This is a genomic window from Chitinophaga sp., assembly GCF_039596155.1.
Lineage (GTDB): Bacteria > Bacteroidota > Bacteroidia > Chitinophagales > Chitinophagaceae > Chitinophaga.
In genome coordinates, this window is sequence record NZ_JBCNKF010000018.1 from 1 (window position 1) to 23,704 (window position 23,704).

Sequence of the window (23,704 nt, forward strand, 5' to 3'; positions counted from 1 at the left end):
TCTCAAAACGATTACCCAAAAATCAATATAGGGCGACCCTTAAAATGCTATATAACTCAAAAAAATGAGAGGGTGCCTCATTTACTTATGAGACACCCTCTTTTTATGTATTATACATGTAAAATGACTCCGGATTTTTTGAAAGGTTGAAAGGAAATAAAGGTGACGGTGAAACATCTCCCCTCGTACCCTCAGCTTTATAACCTTACAACCTTAATAACTTTGTCGTTTGACCATAGAGGTGGTACCATCGGATCAGGCAACTTTATATTGCTGTACCTTCTGCGCCGGGGTTTTGCGCTCTCTGATACCCTGAGTAATCCTGCGTACAATCCAGCTAAGTGTAAACGTCGGAATAAAGTCCAAACCAGGGAATAATTCCTCCATAAAGTTGAACACACTTCCGAATGCTCCCATACTGCCACCAAACATCCTGTAAAATATGATAGCGGAAATGGGGGCCCAAATTACATCACTTACTTCGCCTAGTACTGGCACTGCATAACTGGCACAGCCAATCAGGTCCATCAGTATACAAATCCATAAGGCGGGAGTAAATCTCTTTTCCATATTGACCTCCGCTTTAAATTGTGAACATTATAGTATAATCAAATAGCTTACCAAATTCAATTACGGATGGTGGTATAGTAATTACGGAGTCGGTGGCCGGGGTTCTTTTCGGGAGTAATGATTTGTTATACAATCTTTTAAAAAATGCTGATTTTTTATACTTCCTGGGATTTCTCGTAATTTCTTATTTAACACAGGCGTAACTGTACTTCTGTAACGTTTGGTACTACTATAAAGTTACGAATTTCAGCCGTGATTGGTTGTACCCAATTTCAAAAATGCGTAGTTCCACGTTATATTTAGGAAAAATTCTATTGTTATATGTCCACTTCGCTCAAAGGCCGTATCCGTCATTCTGTATGTGCCTGGCCTTATGAATCCATTCCATTGGACGCCTTTTGCAAAGGTGCCAAAGAAATAGGCCTGGAATCCATTGATCTTTTGTATCCCCATCAGTTTGAAACTGCAAAGCAATTCGACCTCACATGTGCAATGGTTGCATCCGTGAGCGATGAATGGAATATCACCAGAGGATGGAACCGCATAGCGCATCACGATGATCTCATTACATACTACCGATACCTGATCGATGAAACAGCGAAAGCCGGATTTCCTTCAGTTGTTTGCTTCTCTGGCAACAGAGAGGGGTTGGACGATGAGCAGGGTATTGAAAACTGTGCAAAAGGATTAAAGCGTCTACTGCCTTATGCAGAAAAAAAGAAGGTGAATATCGTAATGGAACTGCTGAATAGTAAGGTTGATCATCCTGATTATCAATGTGATCATACAAACTGGGGGGTAGCGCTGAGTAAGGAAATTGGCTCGGACCGTTTTAGCCTGCTATATGATATCTATCACATGCAGGTTATGGAAGGCGATATTATCCGCACAATCCGTGATAATCATACTTATTTCAGTCATTATCACACAGGTGGTGCTCCTGGTAGAAATGAGATCAATGACAGCCAGGAGTTATATTACCCGGCCATTATGAAAGCAATTTACGAAACAGGTTATAAAGGCTTTGTAGCACAGGAATTTATTCCTACCAGGACGGATAAACTATCCTCGCTGAAAGAAGCTGTATTGATATGTGATATCTGATGCTACTTATATCAGTACTTCCAGTCACTACGCAGCATGCCCATGACCACCATATCTACAAATTGTCCATGTAGTTTGGCATTGTGGCGCAAAATACCCTCCTTCGAAAATCCAAGTTTAATTGGAATACGGGCACTGCGCTCATTTTCCAGTGCAAACCGGATCTCAACTTTATTGAGTTTCAGATTTTCGAAAGCAAATGAGATGAGCACCTTGCAGCAGGCCACGACAATACCATTGCCGCGGCAATGTTCTGCCAGCCAATAGCCGATTTCTGCTTTTTGCAGCAGGTGGTCCCAGCAATGTAAGTCCAGTACACCGCATAGCTGTCCGTTATACCAGATGCCGAAGGCAATGGCTTCCTGGTCGTCTGCTTTGCGCAGCATTAACTCTATAAAGCGAAGTGAATGTTCTTCATTCGTGTTGTAATCCACCCATGGGAGGAATCGGCGCAACGCCTTACGGGATGTATCGAGGGTGCGATAAAGCACCGGTGCATCGTCAGGTTGTAACTGCCTGAGGATTATATGATCGTCTACGGCTAACTCCAGCATAAAAAATTAAGGTTTGGCACCTGCACCCGGCCAGGGTATAGGGCCAAACCTCAAATATAGTAAACTTAAATTTTTGTAAACAATTGTTGCCGTTGCATATCCCGAATTATCTGACGTGCAAACTGAGACGCCTGCTTATAAGCCGTAGGCGGATCTATTGCTTCTGACTGTGCATTGTAGATCAGTTTCTTCTGTACCAGGTCATACAGATTCGTATCCCACTCATATCGTATATTAGTGGTGTAATAGCCTGGGGTGAACATCCCTCCGTACCATCCCCTGTAGTAGGGAGCGTAAGGGTAGGAGGGCACATAGCCTTTTGTTTTTGTTTTATCTACCATGGCTATCGTCAGCACCTGGTCTACATCATCATTCCTGAATTTATGCAGAGCAGCCTTTTCATCTTCTGTTCCCGACAACACTGCATCCGGGCCGTATTGGGCAAAGGAAGATACTGCATTGAGCCCTTCCTTGTGCAACTCATTTACCAACTCCCTTTCCATCAAAATGCGCAGATTCCTGTCCCTGGGAGAAACAAGGGCTATCACGATCATTTTTTTGCTGGTATCCAGTCTGGCATCCGGTGTTTTCCAGGACGAAGTTAGTTTGGTACTGGTACAGGCAGAGATGGGCAACAGTCCTATACATACTAGCAATACTCCTAACCTTTTCATAATCTCTTCCTTTTAACTGTTGATTAGACGGAAAAAAAAGGGGAGAGTTACATTGACTTGTTAAAAATAATAAGGGCTTGCAACGATTGGTTGCAAGCCCTTATACTTATGTAAGTCAATATTAATAATTAATTACCTGCTCCTGGATACCTGCCGGAATTTCCCTGAATTCGTACAACTGGGTTCTCAGCTGCGGTTCAAAACCTGCTTCTTTGATCGCCTGTTGCATGGATTTATAGGTAAATCTGTGCGGTGCTCCGGCAGCACTAACCACATTTTCCTCGATCATAATTGATCCAAAATCGTTCGCCCCGGCATGGAGACAGATCTGCGCCACCTGCTTACCGACAGTCAGCCAGCTGGCCTGAATATTTTTGATATTCGGCAGCATAATACGACTCAATGCAATCATGCGGATATATTCTTCGGAAGTGGTCATGTTGTGTACCCCTCTTATTCTTGAAAGCAGGGTATCTACATCCTGGAATGTCCATGGGATGAAAGCGGTGAAACCGTAGTGACCTTCAGGCTTCTCGCTCTGAACCTGTCTGATATCTGCCAGGTGTTCAAAACGCTCCAGGACTGTTTCCACATGTCCGAACATCATAGTAGCAGATGATGCGATATTCAGCTTGTGAGCTGCCCGCATTACATCCAGCCACTCCTGTGCACCACATTTCCCTTTAGAAATGAGCCTGCGCACACGGTCGTTCAGAATTTCCGCCCCTGCACCCGGTAAGCTGGCCAGACCAGCCTCTTTCAGTGCTTTCAGGACTTCTATATGTGTACTTTTTTCAAGTTTGGTGATGTGTGCCACTTCAGGGGGGCCGAGGGCATGCAGCTTGATGGTAGGATACAACTGTTTCAGCTGCTTAAAGGTATCCACATAAAAGGCCAGACCAAGATCCGGATGGTGTCCACCCTGCAGGAGCAATTGATCGCCGCCAAATTTCAGGGTTTCCTCGATCTTTACCTTGTACTCCTCAATAGTTGTGATGTAAGCGTCTCCGTGACCCGGGATACGGTAAAAGTTACAGAATTTGCAGTTAGCCGTACACACATTGGTCGTGTTTACGTTTCGATCTATCTGCCAGGTAACTTTCCCATGTGGAACCTGCTGCTTACGAAGCTCATTTGCAATGTGCATCAGCTCCGTAAGTGGTGCTTTTTCAAACAGATATACCCCTTCTTCCGGTGTAAGCCACTCAAAATTTAATGCTTTCCTATATAGATCTTTCAGTTCCATGATAAACAAAGGTAGCAAAAAACAATATGCCGCCATTGGTGGATTTTTAGCTGGTAATCGGCTTTTTTAGTCCTACATTTATATAACTGTTATTCTGTCATTCTCACGTATGCAAAAAGCAACATTGTCAAAGCACTGTTGTATCATTTTATTAGCGCTTTCTTTATTCCACGTCGCAACAGCTCAATCAAAACTGCCCCAGGAAGTGGAAAGTACGCTGATCTCCCGCTTTCCGTTCAAACAATATTATGGAGGCGTTGTGGTGATACTTGCACAGATCAAAGGTTTTTCCGATACGCTCCAGTTCATCCTTGATACCGGAAGTGCTGGCATTTCTCTGGATACCGGCACCTGCGTTCGCCTGGGAATCCCCCTTACACATACAGACAAAGTGGTGCGAGGAGTAGGAGGCTCTAAGAAGGTGGATTTCGCTATGGACCGAACGCTGGTATTGCCAGGCCTTGATGTGGATAGCCTAAACTTTCATGTTAATAATTATGAGCTGATCAGCCAGGTGTACGGTCTGCAGGTGGATGGAATTATTGGTTACAGCCTGTTGAGCCGATTCAATGTACTCGTAGACTACAATATTGAAGAAGTACAACTTTTTACAAAAGGAAAATTCAACTACCCTAAAGGCGGCACATTACTGCATCCGACCCTGACCATGATACCCATCGTCAATGCTCAACTGCGGAATGGCAAAACATCCACTGCAAGCAGGTACTATTTTGACACCGGCGCAGGGATGTGTCTCCTGTTCTCCAAACAATTTGTATCGGACAGTGCCGTGCTTTCTACCCGGAAAAAACAGCGGAAAGTCATTCAAACCGAGGCCCAGGGACTAGGTGGCAAAATGACAATGGATGTAACTACTATCGGGGAATTCAAGATAGGCAATTACAGCTTCCGGAATGTACCCGTCTATGTATTTGATGATCAGACAAATATCACCGCCTATCCTTTTCTTGGAGGCATGGTTGGCAATGACCTGCTCCGCCGTTTCAATATCTATCTCAACTACGGTAAAAAAGAGATTTATCTGCTGCCCAACAATCATTTTAAAGAGCCGTTTGACTATTCCTATACCGGACTGGTCATCTATATGATTGATGGTAAAATTGAGATTACTGATATAATTAAAGGTTCTCCGGCAGAAAAAGCTGGTTTAAAGCCCGGAGATATCATCATTGCAATCAATAACCTCTTCACTAACAACATTCAGGAGGTGAGGGAACAGTTAAAAAATATAGGAACGAAGCCCATGTTACTTATCAGCAGGAACAACGAACTCATGTTGAAAAAAGTGCTCATCAAAAGTATTTTATAATACTTTGCAGTATCTTTCGTTTGATGTGTAACGTGAAAAAGCTACTGTTCTACATAATAATCGCTCTGCCGCTCTTGTCAGCCGCCCAGACACCACCCACTACCGCGGAACCGGTAGCCATTCTGCCGTTCAGAATATACAATCACTCCCTGATTATCAGTGCTTCACTAAGTAGCTCAGAAGATAGTCTGCATTTTATTTTCGACACAGGTGCCGAGGCAACTACTTTGAGTATCGAGACAGCCAAACAACTAAGACTGGAAACAAAGGAAGACGGTGGATTGAGTGGAACAGACGACATTGTGATCCGGGTACCCACATCCACTATTAACCTGCTATACTTTGGAAAGGCCCGTTTACCCCTGATAAAAGTATATCTGGAGACCCTGAAGGAATTCCAGAAATCTCCCATTCATATTGATGGCATTATCGGTGTGGATCTGCTCAAAATGTACATTGTTCAGATTGACTATTCCAATGCCCGGATCCTGCTATTCCGCCCCGGTAAAACACCCATGAGCATTCCCGGCAAGCGACTGGCTATGACACTCAATTTTGATACGCCAGTTATAGAAGCCGTGATCGAACTGCCAGATGGCCGTTCCCTGGGTAGTCGTTACCATTTCATCTCCGGGGGAGACTATGGAATTCTGTTTAACTGGCCATTCGTCGAAAAATACCGTCTGAAAGATATATTGCCCATTGTCAGTACAGACAAGGTCGGCGATCTTTACCAGGTACTTACCTATATGAATACGATCATTCCTTATCTTGCCTTTGGCTCTGTACGCATGGATAAAGTTTCTGCCAGCTACTGCAAGGATGTAAACGATATAGGCGGATTAACAGAAGTGGCTGGTTCTATCGGCTCCTATGTCTGGTCACAATTCCATACCATTACCATCAATTACAAGCAACGGGAAATTTACCTCGACAAATAGAGGTTTAACCTGCCTCTCTCAAAATCAATATGGACATTCCTCTTTATTTTTAATACCTTAACTTGCAGTTCTCATAAATAGGAATTATGATCCATTACAATAAATTCACTTTAGCCAATGGCCTGCGCGTGATTGTGCATGAAGACCATACCACGCCAATGGCAGTGTTAAATGTCATGTACGATGTGGGCTCCCGCGATGAAGATGCTGATAAGACAGGATTTGCACACTTGTTCGAACACCTGATGTTTGGCGGCTCTGTCAACATCCCGGAATATGATGAACCACTTCAGATGGCGGGTGGCGAAAACAACGCTTACACAACCAGCGATCTGACGAACTACTATATTCAGCTTCCCGCAGAAAATATTGAAACCGCCTTCTGGCTGGAGAGTGACCGTATGCTTTCCCTGGCATTCAGCGAAAAAAGCCTCGATGTACAGCGCAAGGTAGTGTGCGAAGAGTTCAAAGAACACTATATTAACAAACCATACGGCGATATCTGGCACAAAATGCGTGAACTGGCATACACCGTGCATCCCTACAAATGGATGACTATCGGTAAAGAGCTATCACATATTGAAGACGCGAAACTGGAAGATGTAAAAAGCTTTTTCTTCAAATATTACCGCCCGGTCAACGCTATTCTGGTGGTAGCCGGCAAAGTAACCACTTCTCAGGTGAAAGCCCTGGCAGAAAAGTGGTTCGGTGATATCCCGGCAGGAGAGCGGATTCCACGCAATATTCCTCAGGAGCCGGTACAGCAGGAAGCACACAAACTTGAAGTAAAAGCTAACGTGCCGCTGGATGCCCTTTATAAATGCTACCATATGCCGGGTCGTATGGATAAAGATTATTACGCAATCGATCTTATCTCTGATATTCTCGGAGGCGGTGCTTCATCCCGCCTGCACCAGGTGCTGGTAAAAGAGAAAAAACTCTTCAGCAATATTGATTGTTATCATTTCGGTACCCTCGATGCCGGATTGTTTACAATTGAGGGTAAGCTGGTGAAAGGCGTAAAAATGAAGGATGCAGAAAAAGCTATACAGGAAGAGCTGGATAAGGTACAACAGCAAATCATCCCCGAAAGAGAGCTGCAGAAAGTAAAAAATCGCGTGGAAAGCATGCTCGCCTTTGAGGACATGGGACTGTTGAACAGAGCGAATAACCTCGCCTTTTACGAGCTGATGGGCGATGCCGCTCTTATGAATGCGGAATTCAGCAACTACGAAGCAGTAACTGCCGAAGAAATGCACAAGCAGGCTGCTATACTCTTTGACGAGAAAAACTCGAATACTCTTTACTATTACGCAGGTTAATATTCACTAAGATTAATGATAAATCGTAAACTCGCCCCTGAGATAAAAGATGCCGTTGATTTTGAAATCGCACTGAAACCGTATGAGAAATTCACACTGGATAATGGCATCCCTGTCTATGTAATTGAATCGGACGAACAGGAAACCTTGCAGCTGGAAATGGTATTTCCTGCGGGTAGCTGGTACGAATCAGAAAACCTCATTGCCTCTGCTGCTAACTTCCTGATGAAGAATGGCAGTGGTAAGCATTCTGCATTGCAAATAAATGAAAGTATTGATTACTATGGTGCTTACCTGAACAGGAGCTGTCACCATGAATTCGGTACTTATACCCTACACTGCCTCACCAAGAGCTTTTCCGCCCTACTGCCTACACTGCAGGAAGTGATCCTGGACCCTGCCTTTTCTGAGGAGGAGCTGGCCATCTTCCAGCAGAACATGAAGCAAAGGCTCGCGGTAAACCTGCAGAAATGCGATTTTGTAGCTAACAGGCATATTGATAGATACCTGTTCGGCGAATTCCATCCTTATGGCCGTGTAAGCAGCATGGAAGCCTACGATGCATTGCAGACAGCGTCACTGAGATCCTTCTATCAGCAACATTACACTTACAACAACTGCCGCATCTTCGTGGCTGGCAAGCTACCCGATCAACTGATTCCGCAACTAAACCAATACTTTGGCACCACCAAATGGAATGGAGAAGCGACAATCATCAAACCGGAGATCGCTATTATGCCAGCAGAAGAAAAAAAGTTCCGCATTTTTAATGATGAGAATGGGGTGCAGGGAGCTGTGCGTGTAGCACGTCATTTCCCGAACCGTTACCATCCTGATTATCCAAAGATGCTGGTGCTGAATACTATCTTCGGTGGCTATTTCGGGTCCCGCCTGATGAGCAACATCCGTGAAGAAAAAGGCTACACCTACGGTATTTCTTCCCAGGTATACAACTTCCGCCAGACAAGTGCGATCAATATTCATACAGAAGCGGGCAGAGATGTGTGCGAAGCAACCATTGAAGAGATCTATAAAGAAATGCGCACCCTGCAGAATGAAGTCGTGGATGAGGAGGAATTGGCTCTGGTTCGCAATTTCATGATCGGTTCTATTCTGGGTGACCTGGATGGTGCCTTCCAGATTATTCAACGCTGGAAGAACCTGATACTGAATGAACTGGATGAACATTACTTTTATAATAATATCAAAACTATCAAAACCATTTCTGCAGAGGAACTGCATGTACTAGCCAAACAGTACCTCTCCCCGGAAGATTGGTATGAACTGGTTGTGATATAAAACCTTTCATATTATTACACAAAAGAGAGGTCTCGTCTAGGACGAGACCTCTCTTTTTGCTTTTCCCTATGCCAAATGTAGTTATTATTATTTTTTTCTATATTTGCACACCTAATCATATCTTATGAAAATACTTTTACTATGCCTGCCATTGTGCATAAGTCTGACTGTGTTTGGACAAACCTCCAGAACAACTATAGACTCTATTGAATATCGCTATCAGCAATGCCTGAGCCAGGGTGGTAGTTCTTATAACTGTGCACTGGCGTACTACCAGGAAATGGATAGCCTGCTCGCTGCTGTATACAATCAGGTCTACAATAATCTGGACAATCCTCGCCGCGAAAATTTAGAATTAGCTCAGGCTCAGTGGGCTGAAAAGAAAGATGCTTACTTTAAAGACATTGAAACCCGTGCTGAAAAGAAAAGACCTTTGACACTTGCGGGTCTGGATGATGATATGATCGTGACTGATAACAAGGCTGCCTACCTGAAACACAGAGTAATAGAGTTGCTTAAGAGCATCCATTCCTGATTAGTGATGGGTGGCGCGGCGCTTGATCATGCCTCCTTTGGTATCATTGATGTTGTGTTGTACTATAAAGGCTTTTTCATCTATTTTCTCTATTTCGTCAATGATTTTGTGCACTTCCAGGCGGGTCACTACCGTGTAGATGATATCAATATCCTTGTCCACAGCGCCCCGTTTGCCATAACCACTTTGTCCCTTGAATACGGTCACTCCTTTCTTGAGGGACAAAGTCAATGTCTTGCGAACCAGTTCACTTTCATTTGAAATAATAGTAAGTGCAATATATTCTTCAAAACCGGAGATCACATAGTCTACCGTTTTTGAAGCGGCCAGGTAGGTGAGTATTGCATACAGTGCTGTTTCAATATTAATAAGGATCGCAGCTACACTAAAAATGACGAGGTTGAAATACATGATCACTTCACCCATGGACAGGACCGTCTTACGGTTGATGTAAAGTGCAAGTACTTCTGTACCATCCAATACCGCTCCGCCTCTTACTGACAAACCAATACCCGCACCTAAAAAGAAGCCACCGAAAATAGCGATCAGCAGACGGTCGCTGGTGATGGTAGGTACCTTGATAAATACCAGTGCACAAGCCAATCCTACGATAGCACACATCGCCTTGATGGTAAATTCAACGGAAAGTTGCTTATAAGCAAGTAAGATAAAAGGGATATTAATAATAACCAGTAGCAGGGAAATGTTCCATCCAGTCAACCTGTTGATAAGCAGAGAGATACCCGTCACACCTCCATCCAGGAATTCATTCGGCATCAGGAATCCTTTCAAACCAATAGCCGCCAGTAGCACTCCAATGGTAATCAGGACAATATCCTGTAAATTCTGGATCAGGTTAATTCGGGCACGGATTTCCTTCGTGTTCGGCATGACAGGTAGTTATTTAGTTTGTACAATTTAACTCCGGGCCGTCTTGTGGTGTCTTACATCCGCTCCTGGTGGCGCAGCCATCTCTCCGGGATCTCATTATTGCTCGCCATCAGGTAATCGTTATAGGCACAGGGTAAGAATTCTTTCCCAGGCATCTGCATCCACCAGCGCCCGGTCTTTTTACTCTTTAAAAATACAGTTTCGATATCCCCACATACAATGTTAAACTCCCAGAATGCTTCGCGGTCCTGTAACAGCGCTTCTTTATTTCGGATGGCTACACCATCCATGAAGTACCACATCATCTGAGAAATCTGTTTTGCCGTCAACTGGTTCCTATCCCTTTCAGGGAGATAACCATAAATACCAAAGGTGCTTAAGCGGGCGCTCATTCCCGCATAACGGGAGAGTACACAGGCCTCATCACCCGCCAGTCCGTTAGGGGAGAGAGTATTTGCAGGAGCATCAGAGTTCCTGATGATGTTGATATCCAGACTCAGCATATCTGTGTTCCGCAATACCGGCTCCATCTCTTCCATGTTTTCTCTCACCTTGCCCAGGCGATAGCAATCGAACCGGAGTTTATCCAGTGTTTCCAGCATACGGGGATGCACAAAGAAGCTCTGGAAGCCAAGGTGATTATAATGACGGATGTAGTTGGGCTGCTCAGTAAACATTTCCATGAGGAAGCTGTCTGCAGGGATAGTAGATTCTTCTTTCAGGTCTATCAACGCATCGGCCACAGTGGCCTCAATCACATATTTCTGCGTTGCGTAAGCCTTATATTGTGCATAGGTCAGGTCGTGGGAACCGCCTAATATAATAATCGTTTTACCGGAGTTTAATAGCTCTGCCAGTACTGTTTTCAGTCCGGCATAGGTATCTGTGAGGGTAATGCCTGGGCGCAGATTACCGATATCGGCAATCTTCACTTCCTTATGCCAGTAGAAAAGACCAAAGAACTCACGGCGAATTGCATCCGCGGCATCAGGCCCTTTCTTACCTGGACCATATCCGCGCTCTTCAGATGCGCCTATTAAAATAATGTCAGCCGCATCCAGATCAGGTATGTTTCCTTCTTCATAGCAATCGCAAATGGCGCCTATCTGGTAGGCATCATATTCCTGTTCATTGTTCAGGTCTGCTTTTGAGAGGGGAATCAGGTAATCGTGAAGTAGCGCGAAATCTGCCATCAATAGTAGTTTGTTTGGTCGCAAACCTACGAATCAATTGTGAATTAACGATCGACGTGAATAAAGATAGTGATTTGATATGCAACTGATAATGATAGCAATACCGGACCGATGAAATCAGTAAGTATAGTGACAACCTGCCAGCCACTACAAATGAACTTTCTGGCAATTAGTTCTTATGTATGATGAATTCAAAAGGTTTGACTTCCTTCCTTGACAATGCTTTTTGCAGTACTGTACGCTTGCTGCTGACCTTGTTTTTGTTACAATCTGCAACTTCCATAACATTACACAGATATTCCATTGTTTCTACCATGGATAGCATCTCGTTGATTTGTCTAACTGCATTTTGAATTTGCTGTTCGCTGTACCTGTCTTCATGCAGTACAAACAATAAATCCCTTTCAACCTGTTTCATTAGAATAAATTGATTGTTCCCCTAAATGTTGTTTAAAGGCGTTTTCAATAGGCGTAAGTGATTTGGTGTGCTTAACAACTGGATGTATACAAGGTCTTTAATTGCGCGGGAACGATCCGGCTATATTCAATAAAGATCAGTGCATGCGCTTTTTATTCATAGTAGGACAACCGCAATCGTTTTTCTTTAAAACTTTACAGCTCTGTCCGATTAAGCTTACCGTGGCGCAAAGAAGAAAAATAGCCAGCCAATTATTAGATTTCATACTCTATGTTGTTTCTCCGATAATGTTATAGATGCCAGTCTGTACGAGAGTTTACCTTTTCTTAACAGTGCGCATTTCTAAATTAAGCTAATTTCGTAAAAATTTCAAATATTTGCCTACAAAATCTGCGCGTAAAACAGTTCTGGTAGTCCCTCTGGACTGGGGATTAGGTCATGCAACCAGGGATATCCCTATCATTCACGAATTATTAAACGCAGGCTGTAATGTAGTTATTGCTGCCGAAGGGAAACACGCTGCGCTGTTAGGCCAGGAATTTCCCCAGCTGACTATCCTGCCACTTCCCGGATATCGTATCCAGTATGCTCAAAAAGGCTGGTTCTTTGGCCCGAAAATTATCCAGCAGATCCCTCAGATCATCAAGTCCATCAAATATGAACAAAAATGGCTGCACCAGATTGTGAAAGAACACAATATCGATGCTGTCATTTCTGACAACCGGTTCGGCTTATATCATCGCGACATCCCTACTGTTATTATCTCTCACCAGTTGTTGATCAAGACACCGTTCGGTGGAGTCATTGAGACGATCCTGCAAAAGATCAATTACAGTTACATTCGTAAGTATGGCGCTTGCTGGATACCAGACTATGCCGGGTCCAACAATCTCTCCGGAATATTAGGCCACCCAAAGGCATTACCGCCGAATACTAAATACCTGGGCTGTCTCAGCCGTTTTGAAAACAGACCAGATGTAGCTAAAAAATACGATCTGCTGGTACTGATCTCAGGCCCTGAGCCACAACGCTCCAACCTGGAAAAAATGGTGCTGGAACAAGTAGCAGCATTACCTATCAGTGCACTGATTGTAAGCGGTAAGCCAGGTACGCCCGAAACCAAACAGGTAACAGATCGTATTCAACAGGTGAATCATCTCAATGCAAAAGAGCTGAATGAAGCGATGCTGGGTGCAGATATGGTATTAAGCCGCTCTGGTTATACCACCCTTATGGACCTTGTAAAACTGAATAAGCGGGCAATCTTAGTACCTACGCCAGGTCAGTCCGAGCAGGAATATCTGGGTAAGTTCCTGATGAAAAAAGGGTTCTTTTACAATGTGAATCAATCTGAATTCAGGTTGGAGAAAGCATTGGAAGATATCAAAACATTTCCCTGGAAGTCTTTTGAACACGAGGAAGACATGGAACAATACAAACAGGTTGTAAGAGATTTTGCTGCCGCATTATAATTAAAGCGTGCGACTATCGGTCGCACGCTTTAGAACTATTTTTTTGCTGCCGCTTCCAACCCTTCCACATTTTTCTTATCACTCCCGATAAAGATCTCTTTTCCTACTATTGCTACCGGTCTCTTCAAAAATGAATATTCCTGCAAAATTAAATCGCGGTAATCTGTCTCCGTCAGCTCCTTCTCATGTAATCCCATTGGACGATACTTTTGTGATCTCCTGCTAAACAAAGCTTCATAACTTCCCGCCAGTTTATGCATTTCTTCCAGTTGTGCTGCTGTTATCTTCTCAGTCTTAATATCCTGCAACTCAAATCCTTTTTCCTTTGCTTGTACCGCCTCAATGATCTTCTTACAGGTGTTACATGTCGACAGATGGTATATTTTTTTCATGTTGCTTTTCTTTGATCGCAAAGATCCTAACTGAGGTGATATAATTCACAATTCATAGTTACTTTTGGCAGATGCAAAAGAAACTTTTTTTATTGGATGCCATGGCTCTCATATATCGCGCATACTATGGCCTGATCCGTAACCCTCGTCTTACCAGTGCTGGCCGTAACACCAACGCCCAGTTCGGTTTTACTTCCACACTGATAGACCTTATCAAAAAAGAGAATCCTACTCATATGGCTGTGGCATTCGATACGCATGCTCCAACCGAAAGACATACCACCTTCGTCGATTATAAAGCGAATCGGGAAGATGCGCCCGAAGACCTGCTTGATGCTATTCCTGACATAAAACGTATCATCACCGGCTTCAATATTCCTTGCATTGAACTGGACGGATACGAAGCGGATGACGTAATTGGCACCCTCGCGTGGCAAGCTGCCGAAGCAGGTTATACTGTATACATGGTCACTCCTGATAAAGACTATGGCCAGCTTGTAAAAGAAAATGTATTCATCTATAAACCTCCTTACATGGGCAGCAAAGAAGAAATTCTTGGTCCTAAGGAAGTCTGTGAAAAATGGCAGATCAAAGATGTACATCAGGTAATTGACATCCTGGGACTTATGGGTGACGCTGTCGATAACATTCCGGGTATTCCCGGAGTGGGAGAGAAGACCGCTATGAAATTGTTAGCACAGTACGATTCTATTGAAAATGTACTGGCCAATGCCGACAAGATTGGCGGTAAAATGGGAGAAAAGATCAAAGCGGGTGCTGATAGCGCCATCCTCTCAAAACAACTCGCTACCATTATTACCGATGTTCCTGTTACTTTCCATGAGGAAGACTTCTGCATCAAAGACCATAACAAAGACGCTCTTTCTGAAGTATTTATCGAACTGGAATTCAAAACCCTGGGTAAACGTATCCTGGGTGATACATTCGGAGGAAGTACAGAAGCCACCGCTACCGGCAAGGTACAACTGGACCTCTTTGGCAATGCCACGGGTGCAACTGTGGTAGTGACACCTGAAGACAATCCGGAACAGGTAGTAAGCATCCTCGTTGCTGAAAAGAATATCAACAACACACCACATACCTATCACCTTGCAGATACGCCTGAAAAGAGGGCAGAACTGCTGACCACCCTGCTTACCAAACAGGAAATTTGCTTCGATACTGAAACGACCGGTACCGATGCAAATGCAGCAGACCTGGTAGGTATGAGCTTTTCATTTGCTGCCGGTGAAGCCTGGTATGTTCCTGTACCTGCGGACAAAGCCGGTACCCAGGCAATCCTGGAAGAATTCCGTCCACTCTTTGAAACCACTCATATCGTCTTCATTGGTCAGAATTTGAAATATGATATGCTGGTGCTTAAGTGGTATGGTATAGAAATTAAGTCCCCTGTATTTGATACCATGCTGGCCCACTATCTCATTGAGCCGGAAGGCCGTCGCAGCATGGATCTGCTTAGTGCCCAGTACCTGCAATATGAACCTGTTTCCATCGAAACCCTCATCGGCAAAAAAGGGAAGAACCAGGGCAATATGCGCGATGTGGAAATCGAGAAGATCAAAGATTATGCAGCAGAAGATGCTGACATTACTTTTCAGCTGAAAGAAAAGTTTGCGCCATTGCTACCTGCTAAAAAGGTAGAAAAGGTATTCTATGAAGTAGAAAACCCACTCGTTAAAGTCCTTACAGATATGGAATATGAAGGGATTGCCATTGATGTACAGGCGCTGGCAGACTATTCCCGCGAACTGGATACCGAAATCAGAAGGGCAGAAGAGAGTGTGTATACACAGGCTGGTGTCCGTTTTAACCTTGCCTCTCCCAAACAATTGGGAGAAGTACTCTTCGAAAAACTGGCGCTTGATCCTAAAGCGAAAAAGACCCGTACAGGTCAATATGCCACTGGTGAAGATGTATTGGCAAAACTGGCCAGCAAACACCAGATTGTTGACGACATTCTCGTATTCCGTGAGCTGAGCAAGCTGAAGTCTACCTATGTAGATGCATTGCCAACCATGCTCAATAAGCGTACTAACAGGGTACATACTTCTTATAACCAGGCAGTCGCCGTAACCGGTCGTTTGAGTAGCACGAATCCCAACCTCCAGAATATTCCTATCAGAACTGACAGAGGTCGGGAGATCCGTAAGGCATTTGTACCCCGCAGCGAAGAGTATACCCTGCTTTCTGCAGATTACTCACAGATAGAACTCCGCATCATTGCCGCCATTAGTGAAGACCAGGCCATGATAGACGCTTTCCGCCAGGGTATAGACATCCATGCAGCTACTGCCGCAAAGGTATATGGTATCCCACTGGAAGAAGTGACCTCAGACATGCGTCGCAATGCCAAGAGCGTAAACTTCGGTATCATCTATGGTGTGAGCGCCTTTGGCCTTTCGGAGAACCTGGGTATTGCGCGTAGTGAGGCAAAAATGCTGATTGATAATTATTTTGCCCAATATCAGGCGATCAAGAACTATATGGACAAACAAATCCAGTTCGCACAGCAGAACGGCTATGTAGAAACATTGCTGGGACGTAAACGCTGGCTAAAAGATATCAACAGCTCTAATGCTGTTGTAAGAGGCTATGCGGAACGAAACGCTATCAACATGCCAATACAAGGTACCGCCGCCGACATGATCAAACTGGCCATGATCGCAATCCATAAAACACTGAAGGCACAAAACCTGCGCTCAAAAATGATCCTGCAGGTGCATGACGAGTTGGTTTTCGATGTACATAAGGAAGAAATTGACATTATTAAGCCGATTATTCTCGAAGGAATGCGCAACGCACTGCCGCTGGCTGTTCCGGTCGAAGCAGAAATAGGCGTTGGCCGTAACTGGCTGGAAGCCCATTAATTACTAATAAAGTGTTAATATATTCACATAAAGGCCGGACAATTGATTATTGTCCGGCCTTTATTCATCATGGAAAGTATAAGAAAACTCACTGCATGAGCGCTGCACCGGGTACTTACGCCCCTCTTGTGTTTTCCAAAATCCTTTACTAGCTTTCGCCCATGATCCTGACCTCAAGGTTGCAAATATTGCCTTGTACCCTGCAGTACTTCGAAGCATTACTACAAGGAAAAGAAGCATTGGCCCATTTGTTGGATGTAGATATACCGCTATTCTGGACCGAGTTCCCTGAAATAATACTGGTAGCGTACGACAAATTGCGTAATGACCCTTCTATGCTTGGCTGGTTCCTTTACCTGGTGATCCACCAGGAAGACAAACGGCTGATTGGTGCCGGTGGCTTCAAAGGCCGCCCGGACGATAATGGCGTGGTGGAAATCGGCTATGAAATCACGGCTGCATACCGCGAGCAGGGGTATGGCACCGAATTGACTCAGGCCCTCATCAGGTTCGCCTTTGGCCACTCTTATGTGACACGGGTGATCGCCCATACAGAAGAAGAATATACCGCTTCTGTAAAAGTGCTCCAGAAATCGGGAATGTCCTTTGCCGGCGAAAACCCCGACACTCAATTATGGCGCTGGGAAATTTCCCGGGCACAATATAAAATGCCCCAGGACTAACAACCGCTTACCTCAACTTTCTTTCTGAGTATAAAAGGTTTGGTTTACATTTGGAACCTCGTTTTATAATCAAAACACCAAACCAAAATGAAGAAATGGATCTTATGCCTGGCCGTGTGTTATTCCACCACGACTGCCATGGCGCAAACCACTAACAAAGAAGGCAGCAAATACCAATTTACCGTAATCAAAAACCTGGATGCAGGTGATGTGGAAAATCAGGGCCGTACTGGTACCTGCTGGTCCTTCTCCGGTCTCTCCTTTTTCCAGGCCGAAGCACTGCGCAACGGTAAAGGCAAAGGTGTAAACCTGAGCGAAATGTTTGTGGTAAGAAGAATGTATCCGCTCAAAGCCGTAAACTATGTTCGCATGCATGGTAAAGCAAACTTTGGTGAAGGTGGTGGTTTTCCGGACGATCTGACCTGTCTGCGTGAATATGGACTGGTACCTCAGTCTGTCTATGATGGCAATCGCGATAAAGTATATAACCATGCCGAAATGGTATCCGTTCTGGAGACTATGACCAGCAAAATCGGCGCTTCAGAAGGTACTATCAACCCCAACTGGAAAAATGCAGTTGACGGCGTGCTGAACGCCTACATGGGTGATGCTCCTGAAAAATTCGAATATCAGGGTAAATCATACAATCCCCAATCCTTCGCAAAGGAACTGGGGCTGAATGCTGATGACTATGTCCTGGTTTCTTCTTTCACTCATCATCCATATTATCAGCAGTTCGTACTTGAAGTGCCGGATAACTGGAATTGGGAAAGAGTATATAATGTACCATTGAATGATTTCACTGCTATCGCAGAAAATGCTATCCAGAATGGTTATACCATCGCATGGGCTGCTGATGTGAGTGAAAAAGGCTTCAACTTCTTTGAAGGATTGGCGGTAGTGCCAGAAACTGAGTGGAACGACATGAGCGCTGAAGATAAAAAGAAAGTGTTCGAAGAGCCTGTAAAAGAAAAAACAATCACGCCTGAACTGCGTCAAAAAGCTTTCGATAATTACGAAACACAGGACGACCACGGTATGCATATTGTTGGTATGGCAAAAGATCAGAATGGTAAAGTATACTTCCGTGTGAAAAATTCATGGGGTACAAGCAATCCTGGCAGTGGTTTCTTCTATGCTTCCGAACCATACTTCGCTTATAAGACAACCTGCATCATGCTGAACAAAAAAGGCTTGCCTGCAGATATAGCCAAGAAGCTGGGCATTAAACAATAATACACTCTTTCTCAGCAAACAGCCGCTTTTCCCAGAAGGGAGAAGCGGCTGTTTTTATTTGCCGGAGGCAAGTAAATTATCTGCTTTTGTCAAATATTTTCGCTCTTTTCCTCATTTAGAAAGGACTTCCGACCGCAAGACAAAGTTCACTTGTTATTTGCCTTCAATACGTTGTGCTTCCTGGTAAGTCCCTAACCTGAATTTTAAAGGGATCTTTGTCCGCTGTTCAAAGTACCACTCCTTTTTACAGAAATATCCGAAGCACCGATCATAATATTCATGCGGACTGAGGGGAGGAGCTACAGCTGGTGTAAAAGCTGCTACCGGAGCTGGCTTTGCAAAAGTAATTGCTTTAGTCATCTTTTTCTGAAGCGGATACAACGGCGCGACAGAAAGCTTATTTTGCCCTTTCGCAACATTAAGACCTAAAAACAGCAGTAAAAAAGCACTACTTATTTTCATAACTAAACTGTTTAAACGATCTCCTCAAAACTACCTATTCCTTCCCTGATCAGTTCAGGTTCAGCGCCGGTACAATCTATCACCGTGGAAAACTGCATACCTCCCGGCCCACCATCCACAACGATATCCACAATGTTCTCAAACTTCTCGTGAATGATCTCGGGATCAGTATATTCTTCTACGTAGGCTTCAATGGGTAATGATGTGCTGAGAATAGGATTCCCTAATTCTTTCACGATCGCCCTGCTGATATTATTATCTGGCACACGAATACCAACCGTATCTTTCTTTTGTTTCAGCATTCTGGGCACCTGTTTGCTGGCAGGCAGGATAAATGTGTACGGTCCCGGCAATGCTTTCTTGAGCATTCTGAACGTAGGTGTATCTACACTTCGCGCATAGTCAGACAAATGACTGAGATCGTAACATATAAATGAAAACTGGGCTTTGGCAGGATTAATATGCTTAATGCGGCAAATGCGCTCTACAGCTTTATGCTGTGAAATATCACAGCCCATGCCATAAACCGTATCGGTCGGATAGATAATCACGCCTCCATCTTTCAGACATTCCACAATCGTCTTCAAATGACGGGGATTCGGATTGTCCGGGTGTAAAGTCAAAAGCATACTGTAAATTTACGATTATACCTCCAATTACCAGACCAGCTGTATAAAAGGTAATAGTTCATTTTGCATTTTATCCCCATATACTGCAGAACTACCTATAGCTGGCTTTTTAATCTGAACATAAGCCAATAGGGAATAAAAAGCCACTCATAGTTAACAAGGACATTAAATAATCTTACTATCTTTCCGCCCGATTTCCAAAATCTCTTGTGGATGAAGTTGAAAGGAATTGTTCCGAGAACATGGCGACACTTGAAAAAGATTCTCCTGGTCTTATTTATTGCTCATTTTGTTTACCTCATTGCTTTAAAATGGGTCAATCCCCCCATTACTGTGACGATGATCTCCAGCTGGATTGGTACATGGGGTACTGATACTAAATTTCATAAAACATGGGTAGACTATTCAGAGATCTCTGAATTTACCAAGCTGGCCGTTCTGTCCAGTGAAGACCAGTTATTCCCCGATCATAATGGCTTTGACTTTAAGTCTATCGAAAAAGCCATGAAACATAACCAGAAGAGTAAAAAGATCCGTGGGGCAAGTACCATCAGTCAGCAGGTAGCAAAAAATGTATTCCTCTGGCAGGGGAGAAGCTGGTTTCGAAAAGGACTGGAAGTCTATTTCACCTTTATGATTGAAAAACTCTGGGGCAAGGAACGCATTCTGGAAGTATACCTTAATGTAGCTCAGACCGGCGATGCCATCTTCGGTGTGGAAGCCGCTGCCCAGCAGTTCTATCATAAACCGGCGGCAAGCCTCAACAGGGAGCAGTCTGCCATGATCGCGGCCTCTTTGCCTAATCCGGTTAAGTATACGGTTGTACCACCGGCAAGGCCAACATTGTACAGGCAAAAAAAGATACTGGTGCAAATGCGTTTACTGGCAGGCGATCCTGATATCTCAGAGCTGATCAGTTCCAAGTAATAACTGATCGACGGCCTTTACTGCCGCCTTCTCTCTTTCCTCAAACGATCCACGGATTTCTACCCATGGTATCCCTGAAGACTGCACAATCTCTTTATAGACATTATAAAAGTATTCCCGCATAGCGGGATCAGGATGCTCTCTCTGTGGATCTTCCTCCCATGGAATATCAATATAGGTAAGCAGGTAAAGGTCATACCTCCGCTCTGCCAGTGCAGCCAGTATCCAGGGATCACATTCACCGTACTTATGCTCACTCCACACCCTGATCACATGTAGGTCTGTATCACATACCAGTAGGCGGTTAGCCAGCTTTGCCCTTTCTGCCTCCAGTTCCAACTGCCCCTTTGCAATGACCAGCAGATCTGACTGCTCATAGCTGCGGGGTAATTCCTCTATATACTGACGGGCATACTCTGGCACCCACATTGTTTCGTAATAAGACGCCAGAAACTCACTCAGCGTACTTTTGCCCGTGCTCTCCGGACCAATAACCACTACTTTGAATAGCTCTTCCATATCTTCTTCCAGCTGTAATACCCCATCACTGCTACGATAAACAGGAAGATGGTCAGCACCGCTGTCGCGACTAGTTTTTTATGAAATAATAACGGGATAGCTACCAGATTGGATATATTCAGTAAAATCCAGTTTTCAATCTTCCTTTTGGCAAGGAGCCACATTCCACTGCATGCAGTAGCAGATACGAAGGCGTCTATTAACGGTACATCTGAATTGGAAAAATGACTCAGCAGGTAATAGAATAAAGCCCAGCCGATCAATGATATGGCCACCGTGACTATCCATTCTTTTTTAGACGCCCACCCGATCGGTACCGCTGGCTCCGTCGGCTTCTTCCTGGCCCAATGATACCATCCATACACACTCATGATGAAATAATAAGCATTCAGCGTCGCTTCTGCATAGAGCTTAAACTGCTCTCTGGATAAGAGATATACATAAATACCCGTGCTGATCAGACCTGTAGGATAAAGCCAGATGCTGTTCTGTTTACTACATACTACGCTGATGGCGCCAAATATCGCAGCCAGGATCTCCAGCCAGCTCATGGCCTTTACCCCTTCTATCAACGCCTGGTAAAATACATCCACATTCATGCCGCAAAGATAAGTGTACCAACCCCCTAAAAAAATCGCTTATGCGGTTGGCATAAGCGATTCTCTAACGTTATTTTTTATCTCCCATCAATACTCCCGATACATTCCATGCACTAAAGGCACTTCCTTCTCTCTTGCCTAATGGGATCGCTATTTTAAATTCATGTACTCCCGGCGCGAGATCCGGCAGTGGAATGTATACCGCCGGTGTCAGACTTCCAGGGCACCAGTTAGATCTGCTGAGATCAGATGATGACAGTCCATTTGAGAAATTACCTGAGGATGGATTCAGCAAACGGTAAGTGCCGCAGTCTGTTCTCCATGGTACAAAGTGATATACCCGTTTGCCATCTACAAATATTTCATTCAGCTTAGGTACGAATTCATCACCATTCCCCCAGCCGCCATGACCGGTAGTAATGTAGCGAAGCTGTAAATTGGTAACACCATCCGGAATATTCACTTTCACCGTCAGGGAATCATGGTCGAACATAGTACCATATTCCTGTCCTGCCATTTCCATTACGTTGGTGGTATTGAAGATCGGCTCCAAATAGCCCGGCGCCCGCAATCCTTCATCTTCATCTCCTTTAAAGTATTTCAGACGCAGACTTACAATATGACCTCCCTTGTCATAGTTGCCAATGAATACCCCTATCCACACATCGCCTTGCATTCCTGGCTGCAGTTCTGTGATCTCCTGACGGAACACGGCAGAATCAGCCCAGTTGTAACCTGCAATCTGGCTTCTCTCATTGTAATGATGAATGCCGAAAGGAGTGAAAAAACGCAGTAGTTCCAGAATAGGGAGGTAATCGTCTGTAGCCACCACACCCTGATATTTTTCTCTGTAAACAGGCAGATCCTTTACCCCATTTTGCAGACCGTTCAGAAAAGAACGTTGTTTATCCATAGGGATCACAAATACAGAACCTGTACGATCATAGGCGTCTCCATTGGAATACTGGGCCAGTTCTGCAAATACCTGGCGACCCGGTACATATTCCGGCAGTTTTATTTTTTTCAGAATTACGGTCCCCCCGGCATAATGGTAGGTCACGTCACGCTGATCGGCAGCAGGATTCGGCTTATCATAGCCAAAGGAAAGCTGCTCCTTGCTGAATACCGGAATGGTGGTATAACGGCTATCGATTACCTCACGGGTATAATTAGCCTGATCTACCAGTTTACCCATCGCTATCGTATCCGGCCAATTCAGATCTTTAGGACTGATCTTTCCTTTTTTCACCTCGGTAGCCACCACCTCCATTTCTCCGTTCCTCACGGTCTTCAGCACCAGTCCCAGGGCAGGTGCTATTCCTAAGCCTGGTGAACCTTTCACATGCAGGGCATTGGTATACCATACCTCCACGGTATTAGAGCGGACGATGACTTTGGCTTTTTTACAAAGATACCCGGCAATAGTAGCTGTATCCGGTAAAAGCTCCGGCTTCTCGTAATCTTCGATCTTTTTTCTGAAGGTTACGGATCTACCTTCCAGGCGAAGCACCTGTAAGGTCACATTTTCGCCAAAATCGAAGTATTGCTGTTCTCTGGCATTTCTATCTTCATCATTGATAATATGGGCTTTGGGTCCATCAATGAATAGTGTTGACGCATTTTTTTTAAGTTCTTCCCCGTGATAGCGCACCTTGTAGTAGACTGTCACGGCATTCTGAGCATGTAAATCCGCGGCAAACAGCAAGCTGGCTGCGATAAACAGATATTTCATAAGTATGAGGCCTGATTTTGTAACGTTTGCAAGATAGTAGCAAAAAACAGAAATAAAATATTCCATGGCAAACCTATGAATACAAATA

At 44.3% G+C, this 23,704-nt stretch carries 24 protein-coding genes; 11 read left to right on the top strand and 13 right to left on the bottom strand.

The features are described from left to right. Positions 1-255 precede the first annotated feature (255 nt). Positions 256-570 (bottom strand): hypothetical protein, encoded by a 315-nt coding sequence (locus tag ABDW33_RS17730; protein ID WP_116853021.1) that lies wholly within the window; start codon positions 568-570, stop codon positions 256-258. Positions 571-891: 321 nt separating this feature from the next. On the opposite strand from ABDW33_RS17730, the gene ABDW33_RS17735 reads away from it, so the two are divergent. Next, positions 892-1,674, top strand: a complete 783-nt coding sequence (locus ABDW33_RS17735; protein WP_343691422.1) for a TIM barrel protein — start codon at positions 892-894, stop codon at positions 1,672-1,674. A gap of 11 nt (positions 1,675-1,685) precedes the next feature. On the opposite strand, the gene ABDW33_RS17740 is transcribed toward ABDW33_RS17735, so the two are convergent. The 3 genes from ABDW33_RS17740 to mqnC form a co-directional block, all read right to left on the bottom strand. Continuing rightward, positions 1,686-2,228 (bottom strand): GNAT family protein, encoded by a 543-nt coding sequence (locus ABDW33_RS17740; protein ID WP_343691423.1) that lies wholly within the window; start codon positions 2,226-2,228, stop codon positions 1,686-1,688. Positions 2,229-2,293: 65 nt separating this feature from the next. Beyond that, a complete protein-coding gene (locus ABDW33_RS17745; RefSeq protein ID WP_343691424.1) occupies positions 2,294-2,902 on the bottom strand; it encodes a hypothetical protein in 609 nt (202 codons plus the stop codon). A gap of 121 nt (positions 2,903-3,023) precedes the next feature. Further along, complete coding sequence (gene mqnC, locus ABDW33_RS17750; protein WP_343691425.1) at positions 3,024-4,184, bottom strand: cyclic dehypoxanthinyl futalosine synthase; 1,161 nt, start codon at positions 4,182-4,184, stop codon at positions 3,024-3,026. 73 nt (positions 4,185-4,257) lie between these two features. Here mqnC and ABDW33_RS17755 point away from each other — a divergent pair, with 73 nt between their 5' ends. From ABDW33_RS17755 to ABDW33_RS17775, 5 genes are all read left to right on the top strand, one after another. Beyond that, the gene (locus ABDW33_RS17755; RefSeq protein ID WP_343691426.1) at positions 4,258-5,478 is read left to right on the top strand and encodes an aspartyl protease family protein; all 1,221 of its coding nucleotides are present in this window, start codon (positions 4,258-4,260) and stop codon (positions 5,476-5,478) included. Between the two features lie 32 nt (positions 5,479-5,510). Beyond that, entirely contained in the window at positions 5,511-6,419 is a 909-nt protein-coding gene (locus ABDW33_RS17760) for an aspartyl protease family protein (protein ID WP_343691427.1), read from the top strand. 86 nt (positions 6,420-6,505) lie between these two features. After that, on the top strand, positions 6,506-7,741 hold the full coding sequence (locus ABDW33_RS17765; protein ID WP_343691428.1) for a pitrilysin family protein: 1,236 nt from the start codon (positions 6,506-6,508) through the stop codon (positions 7,739-7,741). 15 nt (positions 7,742-7,756) lie between these two features. Next, positions 7,757-9,040, top strand: a complete 1,284-nt coding sequence (locus ABDW33_RS17770; RefSeq protein WP_343691429.1) for a pitrilysin family protein — start codon at positions 7,757-7,759, stop codon at positions 9,038-9,040. Positions 9,041-9,164: 124 nt separating this feature from the next. Then, complete coding sequence (locus ABDW33_RS17775; protein WP_343691430.1) at positions 9,165-9,575, top strand: lysozyme inhibitor LprI family protein; 411 nt, start codon at positions 9,165-9,167, stop codon at positions 9,573-9,575. On the opposite strand, the gene ABDW33_RS17780 is transcribed toward ABDW33_RS17775, so the two are convergent. The 3 genes from ABDW33_RS17780 to ABDW33_RS17790 form a co-directional block, all read right to left on the bottom strand. After that, the gene (locus ABDW33_RS17780) at positions 9,576-10,466 is read right to left on the bottom strand and encodes a YitT family protein (protein WP_343691431.1); all 891 of its coding nucleotides are present in this window, start codon (positions 10,464-10,466) and stop codon (positions 9,576-9,578) included. A gap of 53 nt (positions 10,467-10,519) precedes the next feature. After that, entirely contained in the window at positions 10,520-11,659 is a 1,140-nt protein-coding gene (locus tag ABDW33_RS17785; RefSeq protein ID WP_343691432.1) for a formimidoylglutamase, read from the bottom strand. 169 nt (positions 11,660-11,828) lie between these two features. Beyond that, positions 11,829-12,077, bottom strand: a complete 249-nt coding sequence (locus ABDW33_RS17790; protein ID WP_343691433.1) for a hypothetical protein — start codon at positions 12,075-12,077, stop codon at positions 11,829-11,831. Positions 12,078-12,454: 377 nt separating this feature from the next. On the opposite strand from ABDW33_RS17790, the gene ABDW33_RS17795 reads away from it, so the two are divergent. Then, on the top strand, positions 12,455-13,549 hold the full coding sequence (locus ABDW33_RS17795) for a glycosyltransferase (RefSeq protein WP_343691434.1): 1,095 nt from the start codon (positions 12,455-12,457) through the stop codon (positions 13,547-13,549). Between the two features lie 35 nt (positions 13,550-13,584). On the opposite strand, the gene ABDW33_RS17800 is transcribed toward ABDW33_RS17795, so the two are convergent. Then, the gene (locus ABDW33_RS17800; protein ID WP_343691435.1) at positions 13,585-13,941 is read right to left on the bottom strand and encodes an ArsC/Spx/MgsR family protein; all 357 of its coding nucleotides are present in this window, start codon (positions 13,939-13,941) and stop codon (positions 13,585-13,587) included. Between the two features lie 71 nt (positions 13,942-14,012). Between ABDW33_RS17800 and polA the strand changes: the two genes are divergently transcribed. From polA to ABDW33_RS17815, 3 genes are all read left to right on the top strand, one after another. Then, the gene (polA, locus tag ABDW33_RS17805) at positions 14,013-16,829 is read left to right on the top strand and encodes a DNA polymerase I (RefSeq protein WP_343691436.1); all 2,817 of its coding nucleotides are present in this window, start codon (positions 14,013-14,015) and stop codon (positions 16,827-16,829) included. A gap of 161 nt (positions 16,830-16,990) precedes the next feature. Further along, complete coding sequence (locus tag ABDW33_RS17810) at positions 16,991-17,512, top strand: GNAT family N-acetyltransferase (RefSeq protein ID WP_343691437.1); 522 nt, start codon at positions 16,991-16,993, stop codon at positions 17,510-17,512. Between the two features lie 87 nt (positions 17,513-17,599). Continuing rightward, entirely contained in the window at positions 17,600-18,748 is a 1,149-nt protein-coding gene (locus ABDW33_RS17815) for a C1 family peptidase (protein WP_343691438.1), read from the top strand. A 153-nt stretch (positions 18,749-18,901) separates the two neighbouring features. Here the strand turns inward: ABDW33_RS17815 and ABDW33_RS17820 are convergent, their stop codons facing one another. Together ABDW33_RS17820 and ABDW33_RS17825 are read right to left on the bottom strand one after the other, a co-directional pair. Further along, the gene (locus ABDW33_RS17820; protein ID WP_343691439.1) at positions 18,902-19,210 is read right to left on the bottom strand and encodes a hypothetical protein; all 309 of its coding nucleotides are present in this window, start codon (positions 19,208-19,210) and stop codon (positions 18,902-18,904) included. Between the two features lie 11 nt (positions 19,211-19,221). Next, positions 19,222-19,839 carry an L-threonylcarbamoyladenylate synthase gene (locus ABDW33_RS17825; RefSeq protein ID WP_343691440.1) on the bottom strand — a complete coding sequence of 206 codons (618 nt, stop codon included), beginning with the start codon at positions 19,837-19,839 and terminating at the stop codon, positions 19,222-19,224. A gap of 252 nt (positions 19,840-20,091) precedes the next feature. Between ABDW33_RS17825 and mtgA the strand changes: the two genes are divergently transcribed. Continuing rightward, positions 20,092-20,766: a monofunctional biosynthetic peptidoglycan transglycosylase gene (gene mtgA / locus ABDW33_RS17830; RefSeq protein ID WP_343691441.1), complete on the top strand. Its 675-nt coding sequence runs from the start codon at positions 20,092-20,094 to the stop codon at positions 20,764-20,766. On the opposite strand, the gene ABDW33_RS17835 is transcribed toward mtgA, so the two are convergent. The 3 genes from ABDW33_RS17835 to ABDW33_RS17845 form a co-directional block, all read right to left on the bottom strand. After that, positions 20,743-21,285, bottom strand: a complete 543-nt coding sequence (locus ABDW33_RS17835; protein ID WP_343691442.1) for an ATP-binding protein — start codon at positions 21,283-21,285, stop codon at positions 20,743-20,745. The two genes, mtgA and ABDW33_RS17835, sit on opposite strands and share 24 nt — an antisense overlap. Further along, positions 21,264-21,884, bottom strand: coding sequence for a nicotinamide riboside transporter PnuC (gene pnuC, locus ABDW33_RS17840; protein ID WP_343691443.1), 621 nt, complete (start codon positions 21,882-21,884; stop codon positions 21,264-21,266). Before pnuC ends, ABDW33_RS17835 begins: the two co-directional genes overlap by 22 nt. Positions 21,885-21,954: 70 nt before the next feature. Then, positions 21,955-23,616 carry a PNGase F N-terminal domain-containing protein gene (locus ABDW33_RS17845; RefSeq protein ID WP_343691444.1) on the bottom strand — a complete coding sequence of 554 codons (1,662 nt, stop codon included), beginning with the start codon at positions 23,614-23,616 and terminating at the stop codon, positions 21,955-21,957. Between the last annotated feature and the right edge of the window lie 88 nt (positions 23,617-23,704).

Excerpts from the sequence above, each read along its gene's own strand:
- ABDW33_RS17730 (WP_116853021.1), bottom strand. The coding sequence starts at position 570 with ATGGAAAAGAGATTTACTCCCGCCTTATGGATTTGTATACTGATGGAC.
- ABDW33_RS17735 (WP_343691422.1), top strand. The coding sequence starts at position 892 with ATGTCCACTTCGCTCAAAGGCCGTATCCGTCATTCTGTATGTGCCTGG.
- ABDW33_RS17740 (WP_343691423.1), bottom strand. The coding sequence starts at position 2,228 with ATGCTGGAGTTAGCCGTAGACGATCATATAATCCTCAGGCAGTTACAA.
- ABDW33_RS17745 (WP_343691424.1), bottom strand. The coding sequence starts at position 2,902 with ATGAAAAGGTTAGGAGTATTGCTAGTATGTATAGGACTGTTGCCCATC.
- mqnC (WP_343691425.1), bottom strand. The coding sequence starts at position 4,184 with ATGGCGGCATATTGTTTTTTGCTACCTTTGTTTATCATGGAACTGAAA.
- ABDW33_RS17755 (WP_343691426.1), top strand. The coding sequence starts at position 4,258 with ATGCAAAAAGCAACATTGTCAAAGCACTGTTGTATCATTTTATTAGCG.
- ABDW33_RS17765 (WP_343691428.1), top strand. The coding sequence starts at position 6,506 with ATGATCCATTACAATAAATTCACTTTAGCCAATGGCCTGCGCGTGATT.
- ABDW33_RS17770 (WP_343691429.1), top strand. The coding sequence starts at position 7,757 with ATGATAAATCGTAAACTCGCCCCTGAGATAAAAGATGCCGTTGATTTT.
- ABDW33_RS17775 (WP_343691430.1), top strand. The coding sequence starts at position 9,165 with ATGAAAATACTTTTACTATGCCTGCCATTGTGCATAAGTCTGACTGTG.
- ABDW33_RS17780 (WP_343691431.1), bottom strand. The coding sequence starts at position 10,466 with ATGCCGAACACGAAGGAAATCCGTGCCCGAATTAACCTGATCCAGAAT.
- ABDW33_RS17785 (WP_343691432.1), bottom strand. The coding sequence starts at position 11,659 with ATGGCAGATTTCGCGCTACTTCACGATTACCTGATTCCCCTCTCAAAA.
- ABDW33_RS17790 (WP_343691433.1), bottom strand. The coding sequence starts at position 12,077 with ATGAAACAGGTTGAAAGGGATTTATTGTTTGTACTGCATGAAGACAGG.
- ABDW33_RS17800 (WP_343691435.1), bottom strand. The coding sequence starts at position 13,941 with ATGAAAAAAATATACCATCTGTCGACATGTAACACCTGTAAGAAGATC.
- polA (WP_343691436.1), top strand. The coding sequence starts at position 14,013 with ATGCAAAAGAAACTTTTTTTATTGGATGCCATGGCTCTCATATATCGC.
- ABDW33_RS17810 (WP_343691437.1), top strand. The coding sequence starts at position 16,991 with ATGATCCTGACCTCAAGGTTGCAAATATTGCCTTGTACCCTGCAGTAC.
- ABDW33_RS17815 (WP_343691438.1), top strand. The coding sequence starts at position 17,600 with ATGAAGAAATGGATCTTATGCCTGGCCGTGTGTTATTCCACCACGACT.
- ABDW33_RS17820 (WP_343691439.1), bottom strand. The coding sequence starts at position 19,210 with ATGAAAATAAGTAGTGCTTTTTTACTGCTGTTTTTAGGTCTTAATGTT.
- ABDW33_RS17825 (WP_343691440.1), bottom strand. The coding sequence starts at position 19,839 with ATGCTTTTGACTTTACACCCGGACAATCCGAATCCCCGTCATTTGAAG.
- ABDW33_RS17835 (WP_343691442.1), bottom strand. The coding sequence starts at position 21,285 with ATGGAAGAGCTATTCAAAGTAGTGGTTATTGGTCCGGAGAGCACGGGC.
- pnuC (WP_343691443.1), bottom strand. The coding sequence starts at position 21,884 with ATGAATGTGGATGTATTTTACCAGGCGTTGATAGAAGGGGTAAAGGCC.
- ABDW33_RS17845 (WP_343691444.1), bottom strand. The coding sequence starts at position 23,616 with ATGAAATATCTGTTTATCGCAGCCAGCTTGCTGTTTGCCGCGGATTTA.